At 52.3% G+C, this 8,575-nt stretch carries 8 protein-coding genes; all 8 read left to right on the forward strand.

Annotated elements, in window-relative coordinates; genetic code table 11:
- The first annotated feature begins 9 nt into the window (after nt 1-9).
- Nucleotides 10-1,980 carry a type VI secretion system Vgr family protein gene (tssI, locus tag LMJ29_RS09340; RefSeq protein WP_229605261.1) on the forward strand — a complete coding sequence of 657 codons (1,971 nt, stop codon included), beginning with the start codon at nt 10-12 and terminating at the stop codon, nt 1,978-1,980.
- A 43-nt stretch (nt 1,981-2,023) separates the two neighbouring features.
- Nucleotides 2,024-4,354, forward strand: coding sequence for a M23 family metallopeptidase (locus tag LMJ29_RS09345; protein WP_229605254.1), 2,331 nt, complete (start codon nt 2,024-2,026; stop codon nt 4,352-4,354).
- A gap of 6 nt (nt 4,355-4,360) precedes the next feature.
- The gene (locus LMJ29_RS09350) at nt 4,361-4,975 is read left to right on the forward strand and encodes a hypothetical protein (RefSeq protein WP_229605255.1); all 615 of its coding nucleotides are present in this window, start codon (nt 4,361-4,363) and stop codon (nt 4,973-4,975) included.
- 86 nt (nt 4,976-5,061) lie between these two features.
- On the forward strand, nt 5,062-5,772 hold the full coding sequence (locus tag LMJ29_RS09355) for a hypothetical protein (protein ID WP_229605256.1): 711 nt from the start codon (nt 5,062-5,064) through the stop codon (nt 5,770-5,772).
- Between the two features lie 316 nt (nt 5,773-6,088).
- Nucleotides 6,089-6,448, forward strand: a complete 360-nt coding sequence (locus LMJ29_RS09360; RefSeq protein ID WP_229605257.1) for a hypothetical protein — start codon at nt 6,089-6,091, stop codon at nt 6,446-6,448.
- A 117-nt stretch (nt 6,449-6,565) separates the two neighbouring features.
- Nucleotides 6,566-7,102: a hypothetical protein gene (locus LMJ29_RS09365; RefSeq protein ID WP_229605258.1), complete on the forward strand. Its 537-nt coding sequence runs from the start codon at nt 6,566-6,568 to the stop codon at nt 7,100-7,102.
- 161 nt (nt 7,103-7,263) lie between these two features.
- Complete coding sequence (locus LMJ29_RS09370; RefSeq protein WP_229605259.1) at nt 7,264-7,983, forward strand: hypothetical protein; 720 nt, start codon at nt 7,264-7,266, stop codon at nt 7,981-7,983.
- Nucleotides 7,984-8,090: 107 nt separating this feature from the next.
- Nucleotides 8,091-8,575 (forward strand): NAD(P)/FAD-dependent oxidoreductase (locus LMJ29_RS09375; protein WP_229605260.1); only part of this gene is annotated, 485 nt, incomplete at its 3' end.

Raw genomic sequence — 8,575 nt, forward strand, 5'->3', positions numbered from 1 at the left:
GACACCGACCTGCAGGTGCTCGCCTTCGACGGCCACGAAGCCCTCGACACCCCCTACCGCTTCGAACTCGAACTGGTCGGCGAACGACCCGATCTCGACCTCGAAAGCCTGCTCAACCGCCCGGCCTTCCTCGCCTTCGCCGCGGACGGCGGCGGCGTGCACGGTCTGGTCTACCGCATCGCCCAGGGCGACTCCGGCCAGCGCCTGACCCGCTACCGCCTGAGCCTGGTGCCGCGCCTGGCCTACCTCGCCCACCGGGTCAACCAGCGCATCTTCCAGCACCTCACCGTGCCGCAGATCGTCGCCCGGGTGCTGGAGGAGCACGGCATCCTCGAAGGCGACGGCCACCGCTTCCAGCTCGGCGCCGACTACCCCGCGCGCGACTACTGCGTGCAGTACGACGAGTCCGACCTGCACTTCGTGCAGCGCCTGTGCGAGGAGGAAGGTATCCACTACCACTTCCGCCACGGCCCGGACGGCCATCTGCTGGTGTTCGGCGACGACCAGACGGCGTTCCCCAAGCTGGGCCGCCCCACCGCCTATCTGCCGGACAGCGGCCTGGTGGCCGACCAGCCGGTGATCAAGCACTTCGCCGTACGCCTGGAGACCCGCACCAGCCGGGTGAGCCGTCGCGACTACGACTTCGAGCAACCGCGCCTGCAGCTGGAAAGCGCCGCCACCAGCGAGCTCCAACCGGACCTGGAGGACTACGACTACCCCGGCCGCTTCACCGAGCGCACGCGCGGCAAGCAGCTGGCCCGTCGTGCCCTGGAGCGTCATCGCAGCGACTACCGGCTGGCCGAGGGCGACGGCGACCAGCCGAGCCTGCGCAGCGGTCACTTCCTGGAGCTCACCGAGCATCCGCGCCGCGAGTGGAACGACCTCTGGCTGATCCGCGCCGTGCACCACGAGGGCCGCCAGCCGCAGGTGCTGGAGGAGTCGGTGACCAGCGATACCGCCGCCGGCGACGGCTTCCAGCAGGGCTATCGCAACCGCTTCGTCGCCACGCCCTGGGACACCCTGCACCGCCCGCCGCTGAAACACCCCAAACCCAGGGTGCTGGGCAGCCAGAGCGCGGTGGTCACCGGGCCACAAGGCGAGGAGATCCACTGCGACGCGTACGGCCGGGTCAAGGTGCAGTTCCACTGGGACCGCGAAGGCCAGGCCGACGACACCACCAGCTGCTGGCTGCGGGTGTCGAGCAGCTGGGCCGGCGACCGCTACGGCGGCATCGCCATCCCGCGGGTGGGCATGGAGGTGCTGGTCGGCTTCCTCGAGGGCGACCCCGACCAGCCGCTGGTCACCGGCTGCCTGTACCACAAGGAGCACGTGGTGCCCTACGAGCTGCCGGCCAACAAGACCCGCACGGTATTCAAGACCCTGAGCTCCCCCGGCGGGGGCGGCTACAACGAGCTGCGCATCGAGGACCGCAAGGGCCAGGAGCAGATCTACGTCCACGCCCAGCGCGACTGGGACCAGAACATCGAGCACGATCAGAAGATCCGCGTCGGCCACGAGCGTCACGACACCGTGGAGGCCAACAGCTACAGCGAGTTCAAGGCCGAGGAACACCTGACCGTGCACGGCGACCGCAAGGTCGAGATCAAACCCGACGACCACCTCACCGTCGGCCAGAGCCAACACATCAAACTCGGCGTCGCCCAACTGCTCGAAGCCGGCAGCGAGATCCACCTCAAGGCTGGGCAGAAGATCGTCATCGAAGCCGGCGCCGAACTCACCCTCAAGGCCGGAGGCAGCTTCATCAAGCTGGATGCCAGCGGGGTCACGGTGGTGGGAGCGCAGGTCAGGGTCAATGCGGGGGGATCGCCCGGGACGGGAACCGGCATTGGCATCAAGGCGCCGGTGCTGCCGGGGATGGCGGATAAGGACAAAGGGGGGGCTTTGTTGGAGCAGGCAGCAGCCAATGCTCCAGAAAAAAACCAGCCCCGCATCAATAGGGAATACCCGCTCTCGCTGTGAACCAGCGAGATAGATGGCGAATGTACAAGGATTAGGTACTTATATGATTATCAGCCCACCTTTTATCCCCACCCCCATCAGCGGGGAAAATGACCAGTCTTTTCTCGATCGGGCCATGCAAGGAGGCACTCCCGGCGACGGCGGATTTCCATTGAGCTATGACCTCAATTGGCACGGTGGGATTCACCTGACAGCTCCCCGCGAAGGCTCCGCCACCCTCCCGGTACGGGCGATTGCCGACGGCACCGTAGCCTATTTTCGCCATCCGCTGGCGTTCAGCGATGATTCCTTGCACCCCTTGAACTACCGGGGAAATTGGACAGATAACGGTTGCATAATATTGCGCCACGAGACTGAAATCGGTGAAGGAGAAAAAGCCCGCGTTGTATTCTACTCCATCTATCAGCACTTCTCCTCCATAATTCTGACCAATCCTAGCATTGGCATGCAGATCTACCGCAAAGATATCTTGGGTAACGCAGGGAAGATATACGGGGTGCCAGACAAGATTCACTTTGAAATCATCTCTAACGAACCTGAAAAACTACTAGGCCGTAGCACAGCCACCCTGAACTACCTGACCGGTAATGGGCGCACCGACAGTTGCTGGGGAGACATACATTTCTACCTCCCTCCAGAGGTTCTTTGCCATGCCGATCACCCAAGCACTTGGCTCGATGCCAATAATACGTCTACGGCTCTATCGAGACCTAATGAGAATTTGTTTATCCGGATTCGCTATGCCCAAGGTCAATGCACTCTGAGCACATTTACCGAAAATGGTGAACTCCTTGGCGAGCGACAGGAAGCCCCGGATTACGAATACGATCTCTACAAAACAGCCTGCCAGCACTACCCAGCCTGCCCCAGCTCCGGTTATGAGTTGCTCCGTTTTGGTCGCGTATTGGGCCCAGATGCCTTGCAGCCCGCCAATGCCGCACACTGGCGCAAAATTGCGCTTCCCGGAGGGACCAGTGCATGGGTGAATCTGCACTCCCCTACCGTCACCTGCTTCAGTGATGCAGATTTCCCCCATTGGCAAGGATGGCAGTTGATTGATGATGACAACGACGCTGACAGCCACTGCCAATCCCCACGTCTCCGCACACTGCTGAAGCTGCATGAAGACCCTCTATTCTCAGACCAAACGGATGCCGTTTCGATTGCAAACTCTTCTGCATACAACGAGCTTTCCGCAGAGGAGAAAGACCTACTGTCCGAGCGCTACGCATTAGAGCACCAACGCAACACTGCATTACTCAACAACAGCGTCACCCAGAGCAATATAAAGCGTTGCATATTCAAATTCGCGAGCGAATGGAGCAAGAATGAATTCGATGCCCGATATGGCTGGCTCCTGAAAGTTGCCGACGGTGGCCCACTGCATACAGAAAGCTATGAAAAACTAAAATCCCACCAACAGGCCTTAGCCTTTTGGGAAGAGGCTAACTTGGATGGAATTGAGATTAATCATTGGCATTTCCCACCCAGAGAATTTATCGAAGCATTCAGAAAATGCGGATGGCTGAGTCAATCAGAGTTCAAACAATTGATACCCAAACACGCACTAAGAAAAATCAGCGCAACTCAGCATGCATGGGAGCCAGTTAATACCAACCTTACGTCGCCGACCTCCACTCTAACAAAAAACAGAACCCCATTAAATAAAATGATGCGGACATATGGAATCAACACCCCAATGCGTATAGCGTCTTTTATGGGGAATTCAATCCAAGAAACCTCTTGGCTTTCGCGTACATCAGAGGGAAGCGGCTCAACATCATGGTATGCACCGTGGTATGGCAGAGGTTTTTTACAGCTTACCAATCCTGGCAATTACATTGACTACTGGCGCTATCGCGGTCGATCAATTTCCAACACGCTATACGACGCATTAACAACGGCCTACAATCAAATATATGCACAACCACCAAGCTTACGAAACAATAGTCAACTGCAGGATATAAACTTCTCAGGACTAACCATTGAAATTCAAAGATGGCGCAGCCATGTAGAGGGAAATGGAACCACGAATGAAGACTTATACTCGCCTTCAGATAGTGCAGGATTCTATTGGATCTCCAAAAAAATGGCCAAATACTCAGATCAGCCACACACGCTAGAGCGAGTGTCCGCAACAACAAATCAAGGGGGGAAATTTTACTACAGAAGCATTAGCTTCTGGAAAGCAACCGCAATCGTAAACTTACCATCAGCATTAAACACATACTACAGCACATCTTTAAATGGATTCGACTCACGCTGTTGCGCATACAACTACGCCATAGCCGTATTATCCGAGGAAAGATTCCCGGACGCTCACGGAACCCCCTCGCTCGAGTTCCCAGAACTCTATCAACCAAGAAGAGAATAATAAACCATGAAATCCCTCCCCCTATCTATCTCAATATTATTATCCGCCTCGGCACCAGCCCAAATCAACCCGCCCGTCAATATAAAAACCAAAGACGCACATCTCACACCGACAACTTACCATATCTCATCAAAATCACCTGCAGATTTTATTTCAGCCGCCACGACAGAATGCCGCGCGAAATTCACAGCCTTCACATACGGAGAAATTGAAGACCACATATACTTTAAAATGATCTCACCAATAAGCAGCTGGATTTGCGTAAATGCGGGAGAAGCAATGGAGTATGGATACGAGTCGACACACACAGGCGAAAAAGCCTATTACAACTACAAAAATGCAACGTGGCACATTCAAACCAACCCGCACCACAATAAAGAAATTTCGCCGAACTCCATGCTTGACCTATACAACATAACATCAAAAAACGCAAAAGGCTATGCCGTAATTGACAGCATATCATTACCTCAAAATCCACCACGCAAAAAGATACATTTCTGCATGATACATAAACTACAAGCCCTTTGTGGAGATGGCGAAACTATTCGCCAAGAAGACAGCACAAACATCGACATCACCCCACAAGCCCTAAAGCTTATCGAAAGCATCGAATTCGAATAACAACAAATAACACTAATGAAATTTTACCACCCTATCCAAATAACTCTGACGCCGCACCCGAGCCACCTCCAAAGTAAAGATGATCGATGTTATTATTTGATAAAAAACAAATTCGCCCACTCAGGCGTAGTCAGTTACTACAGGCCACCGCCCAGACCAAACCTCATGCAGCAGATCCGGATAACTATCCAGATCTCCCTCTGCTTGCCATAACAAGCAAAATAATCCCAAACCCCACGAGTGTTAACAATGAAAATTATCAATCTTATAAAAAACCCCTTTCCGCCCTAACCGCCTTTATATCCATGGTCCACGCCGATGCCGAACCGCCGCTACTCTCCGGAACGTACTGGACCCTAACCAGCGTCCGCGAGACAAAACATAAGTGCAGCACCGTAAAGGCAAACAGCTCCATCGAACTCGCCAGAATTAACTTTCCTTATGCTCCCGTGTCGGCAAAGGACACCGACGGCATTATAGAAATTCTGTATTCCTGTGGAACAGAGTGCTCCATCACATATCTCATACTCCCCGACAACAAAACTTCAGGGCCTTATTCATTAGTCGACACCGTCGACTACAAAAAAGGCACGCTATTAAGCATTAGCAGACGAGAACTCAAGATATTCAAATTCCCTCCAGCCGTGAAAGGCGCCATAAAATCAGTAAAAGCAGATATCCCGAAAGATGCCACACTTCCATCAAGAGTAGTCGAAACCAAACTAAATTATCACATTTACTCAATTATTTTCAGGGACAAAGACAACCATGAAAGGCACATCGATATCGAGCAGTGAGCATGTCGCCAAAATCCAAACCCCACTTCTTACTGCCGAAACACAATTATCAACATCCAACAATAAAACCACCACTTGGAAAGGCCCTATAACCACCCAAACTAAAGAATACGAAAACGCACTCAAAACCCACCTACCAACTTCAGCAACGAACGTAAAAAACTCCGCACCCACCGCATCCAGTCACGACTCACGGGCTGCTGCAAGGCAACCCATGATTGGCTGGGCATTGCCCCCTTTTTCTGCATCCACAAACTGCGAAAAATAATATTCAACCGACAAAATACTCAAGCAAACCAAAGGAAGCTATTAAGCAATGGGATTTTTAACAAAAAACCTTATTACCATATCTCTAGCATTAATCTCAAAATGCACATTCGCAGCAGACGCATGTGAGAAAGCAGAAAATCTGGCGAACACGGAGGAGAAAATCCTCATCCCCTCATCTCAAATATTCGTGGTGACTGGAGAAGAAAGAGCTCACATACTCTCCGCACCAGACCCAAGATGCAAATTTAAAAATCAAACATTCCTTCTTCCCGGAGACAAGGTCCAGGCATACACAAAATTCAATGGCCACATATCAATCATGTATTTCAGGAAAAACGGAGCTACCGTGGAGGGATGGATGGAAGAGAGCCGACTGAAAGCCACTGTGGAACGGTCGTCCCCTTGAAGACCGAGGAAAAGCCCCAGAAGTGGTGAATCTAATTAATACATCGTTAACAAGAAACCGGCAGCCCCTAGAAAAACAAAATCACTTCCAGGCAATTTGGCAAAAATGAAAAATCAAATGAAATCAATAATTTTAACAATTTTAGGCTCCCCTCTCCTACTACCAACAACTTCATTCTCAGGAGATCCTTATATTGACAACCAAGAAACCATGTGTACCGAATGGGAGGCCATATACATAAGCTGCTCCTTCAGCACCAATACGGAAAGCAAGATAAAAGTCGCATCCATATGCGCCAAGGACAACAAAACACCTAATTCAGGATATGTTCAATACCGCTACGGAATTCCAGGAAAAAAGCTCGAACTGCAATTCCCAAAAAATATCCAAAAACCCAAAGAAATATTTAAAATATACAAGTCAGAAACCATTGACGGAATAACCCAAGCTCTAAGATTCAGCACAGGGAACAACATATATTCATTCGAAAATCGCGGGCTTTCAAGCTATCGACTGGTAGTCAGAGACAACGAAAAGGAAGTCTTCAACAAGCCATGTGAAGAACCGGGAAAGACTTATCTAGTTGACTACGCCTTTGACGGAATACCAGCCATCAATCTAGGAAATAAAGAAATTTCAGAAACCGAAAAATAAACCACACTCACAACAAACACAGAAAATAAAAACCAGAAACACACTATGAGAGATAATATAAAACTATTAATTGAACCAACCAGAAAATATTGCTCGCGTCATTTGCGAAAAATATCTGGGGATTTTCAAAGAAGCCGCCATCGCACTTACGAACTCCTAAAATGAAAATATTTCCCCTCCTCGCCATTCTTATACAAACAGCGCTCGCCCTGTCGGCCAACGCCGCAGAAATCATCAAAGGCAAAAATGGAAGCATAATCTTATACAGCAAAACTTACACAACGAGCTACGAAGACATAACAAAATCCAAAGACGGAATCTATCGAGACCTGATCAAAACCAACGGAGTCCCCGCACTACTCACCTCAGGCGACGCGGACATAATATATACACTAAAAGAAAAAAATGGAAAGATCTTCATTGACTGCGCCATCGCCGAAACCAGAAGCAATCAGACCGGCATACCTATAAGAAAATCCATTTGCGACCTAAACAAGGAGTTAGACCAAGACTATGCAGAGCTTGGATACTCTTTCACCGACCAATGGAAGGACGAAGCATCCACTATTGACATCACACCGCTAACCATGAACAAAAAACCACTCGACGTCACGAGAGGTATTATCGAAGGAATCGAGATCCATGAAAACTACAAATCCCTGTCTCAACTTGAAAACTCAACACCCGACACCTACCTGAAGAAAAACAACGAATGCTATAAAATCCCCCATAAGCAGATATTCATAAACTACTCAACAACCAATCCGGCCCAACCCATTGGGCTTTCAGCACTTATTACTCCAGAAATTTACGAACTCAAAAAATACACCACAACTACTCTAAAATCACTCAAATATCAAAAATGCAGCGAAATGTACTAACCGCTACCCTCGCTCAAATTGCCCTGGCCTCCCCAGGGAAAAGGGGACGGATTTATTTTTGTACCGGCACCTTCGGCGCCGAGGCGCGGCTGGTCGAAGGCGCGGAATTGCGCCGCCTGCAGCCCGAGGGCACCCGCGCCGGCTGGAGTGGCGCGCTGTTCGCCCCGCACGACGGCCGCGCCGAACCACAGCTGGCCACCGCGGCCATCGCCCGCGCCGCGCGCCGGCTGGGCGCGCGGATCTTCACCCGCTGCGCGGTGCGCGGGGTGACCACCTCTGGCGGTCAAGTGGCCTCGGTGGTCACCGAGCGCGGCGAGCTGCCGTGCACCAGCGTGGTGCTTGCCGGCGGCGCCTGGTCGTCGTTGTTGTGCAAGAGCCTCGGCATCCGCCTGCCGCAGCTCAAGGTGATCGCCTCGGTGCTGCGCACCCCGCCGATGCCCGGCGGCCCGGAGCAGGCCCTAGGCGCCAGCCGCTACGCCTTCCGCAAGCGCGCGGACGGCGGCTACACCATCGCCCAGCGCACCGCCAACCTCGCACCGATCACCCCGGACAGCTTCCGCTACCTCGGCGACTTCCTGCCGGCGCTCGGCAA

It is taken from the genome of Pseudomonas oryzagri (assembly GCF_020831405.1).
Taxonomy (GTDB): domain Bacteria; phylum Pseudomonadota; class Gammaproteobacteria; order Pseudomonadales; family Pseudomonadaceae; genus Geopseudomonas; species Geopseudomonas oryzagri.